Origin of the sequence: Psychroserpens mesophilus, from assembly GCF_050617655.1 — a bacterium.
In the GTDB taxonomy this organism is placed as follows: Bacteria; Bacteroidota; Bacteroidia; order Flavobacteriales; family Flavobacteriaceae; genus Psychroserpens; species Psychroserpens mesophilus_A.
In genome coordinates, this window is record NZ_JBODQC010000091.1 from 1 (window position 1) to 341 (window position 341).

1 protein-coding gene is annotated in these 341 nt (G+C 33.7%); it reads right to left on the reverse strand.

The genetic code is table 11. The annotated features are described in order from the left end of the window. The coding region (locus ACRHNM_RS16460) for a translocation/assembly module TamB domain-containing protein (protein WP_431137715.1) at positions 1-341 on the reverse strand (341 nt) is incomplete at both ends.

A 341-nucleotide genomic window follows, 5' to 3' on the forward strand; every position in this document is an offset into this window, starting at 1 on the left:
TGAATCAATTCTTTGAAAGTATCAAACTCTACACTGTAAGATAAACCAACTCCTTGCGTGTAACCTATTTCTTCACCAAAGTTTCTGATTGTGTTTTGTCTATTGTATACTTTGGCTCTCAATGTTCCGTCTTCATTGAGTAGAAAATCTATTTGCACATCTCCTGTAATAGTTGTTTGTTGTGTACTACCGAATGGCACACCAACCTTACCATTAACCAAAACCTTATCTGAAATTTTTGTTTGAAGTGTAAAACCTACAGAATTATTAGTTTGCAAATCTGGTGTGTCTTGACCTATTTCTGCAACAATACCTATATCTAAATTGTCATTATTATCACC